General features: G+C 48.4%; 2 protein-coding genes and 2 pseudogenes. 2 read left to right on the forward strand and 2 right to left on the reverse strand.

Features of this window, described 5'->3' with window-relative positions:
* Together OOJ60_RS24435 and OOJ60_RS24440 are read left to right on the forward strand one after the other, a co-directional pair.
* Positions 1 to 461: pseudogene (locus OOJ60_RS24435) on the forward strand (phage tail protein); the annotation flags it as partial.
* Entirely contained in the window at positions 461 to 1,063 is a 603-nt protein-coding gene (locus OOJ60_RS24440; RefSeq protein WP_205613300.1) for a tail fiber assembly protein, read from the forward strand. The pseudogene OOJ60_RS24435 and the gene OOJ60_RS24440, both read left to right, overlap by 1 nt.
* Here OOJ60_RS24440 and OOJ60_RS24445 read toward each other — a convergent pair.
* The gene (locus OOJ60_RS24445) at positions 1,035 to 1,466 is read right to left on the reverse strand and encodes a tail fiber assembly protein (RefSeq protein ID WP_205613301.1); all 432 of its coding nucleotides are present in this window, start codon (positions 1,464 to 1,466) and stop codon (positions 1,035 to 1,037) included. The two genes, OOJ60_RS24440 and OOJ60_RS24445, sit on opposite strands and share 29 nt — an antisense overlap.
* Position 1,467: 1 nt before the next feature.
* Positions 1,468 to 1,970 (reverse strand): annotated as a pseudogene (locus OOJ60_RS24450) (phage tail protein); the annotation flags it as partial.

A 1,970-nucleotide genomic window follows, 5' to 3' on the forward strand; every position in this document is an offset into this window, starting at 1 on the left:
TTGGTTTGGGAGCAGGCGCGCCAGCCATAGGAATTCCGTTCTTCTGGCCGTCCTCTGCGATGCCGAATACGGTTATGGATGAATGGGCAGATATGGTGTTTCTGAAATTCAACGGTGCGACATTTTCGGCAACAACTTATCCGAAGCTGGCGAAGGTGATCCCCAGTCTGACGCTAACCGATGCTCGCGGCGAGTTTCCGCGTATATGGGATGATGGGCGAGGCATTGATACTGGGCGCGCATTACTGTCAGCTCAGGCAGCTTATGCAGGTTACTTCAACTGGGCAGCATCGATTTTTGCAACGACATCAACAACGGGACCAATCATGATTACTGATTCGATAGCTATCAACGGTGTAAGCAATGAAAACTCAGCAACTGGTGGTCAGGTTGCGACAATCAACCCCGGTGATAACCGTCCCCGTAACATCGCTTTTAACTTTCTGGTAAGGGCTAAATAATGAAACCGGTATTTGAAAACGGCATGGCGGTTGAAGCTGGTAATATCCGCTGTTTTTACTACGACTCGGTGACGGGGGAATATACCGGATGGTCTGACGAATACATCAATATTGGCGTGTCAATGCCTGCTGATTCGACTGATATTGACCCGGGCGATGAGGTCGCTGGCAAAGTAGCGGTATTCAAAAATAGCATGTGGACGCAAGAGAGGGACCATCGTGGCGAGGTGGTTTATTCAACCACTGACGGTGGCACCTCCACGGTTGATTATATCGGAGATATTAAAGACGGGTTCACTACACTCGCGCCATCAACACCGTTTGATAAATGGGATGGTGAAAAATGGGTGACGGATAAAGAGGCGCAACACGCGGCTGAAATTGAAGCGGCAGAAGCTGAAAAACATGCACGCATAAACCAGGCTAATGATTACATGAACAGTAAGCAGTGGCCCGGTAAGGCGGCAATTGGTCGGCTGAAAGGCGACGAACTGGCACAGTACAATTTGTGGCTTGATTATCTGGATGCACTGGAAGCCGTCGATACCTCCAGCGCACCAAATACCAAATTGCCTATACCTCCGGGGGAACAGGCCAGCTAACATGCTCAGGGTCGGTTGTCACATCAACCGATTTCACATCATTTTTATATGCCAGCCACGCCGACAGCTTTTCCCTGTTGGCGTCGCTGATTTCTCCCAACATCAACTCTGTGCGCCAGTCGAGCATAGTTGCGTCAGCCTGAGCCAGCAGTTGCTGGCGAACCTGTTCAGCGGCTACCACTAATTCGTCCTGAGTTGGTGGTGGTATGTCCCCCCAGGCGGGAAGGCCATCATCACCCGCGATGCGTACTTTCCCTTGTAACGTTCTGTCTTCAATAAACTCCAGGTAAGCGTCATATGTTACGTCGACAACATCAGCAATTTTCCACCCTGCTTCTTCATATTTCTCTACGTCATTTTTTGCGAAAAAACTGTTATTTAAAGCGCTATATACCATTTCCATATCAGAACCCCACCGCAAGATAAAAAACAGATTCACCAGCATCCTGTGATGCAGTCCCTGGAACGCCGGACCATGCCGTATTTATAAAAGCAAAACCTGTTTTACTGAGGTCTGACGCTCTGTACATTGGGCTGAATATCCAGTAGTTGGATGCATATGTTTGTCCGAAAACAATTCCATAGCACTGGTTTGTAAATGGCGTAGAAAATACTTTTCCGCCACCGCCTGCGATAGTCCCGAATCGCATCTGGAACCCATTCGGGAAATTAATTCCGCCTGACGGTGAAGACCAGTAAGACATATCAGGTATTTGCCCAGCACTATTTCCCACGTTTTTTGTTGCAACGGTTCCTAACCCAAGATTAGCTCTTGCGTCAGATTTATTTGTTAACTCATAAAGATTATTTGCCTTTTGAAGTGCTCCTGTTATGCGTAAATCATCACCAGCGGCAACGGTTCCGACTGTCGTGCCAACATCTCGCTTTGCCGCTTCTCCCAATTGAA

The organism is Citrobacter sp. R4 (assembly GCF_026719175.1).
In the GTDB taxonomy this organism is placed as follows: domain Bacteria; phylum Pseudomonadota; class Gammaproteobacteria; order Enterobacterales; family Enterobacteriaceae; genus Citrobacter_A; species Citrobacter_A sedlakii.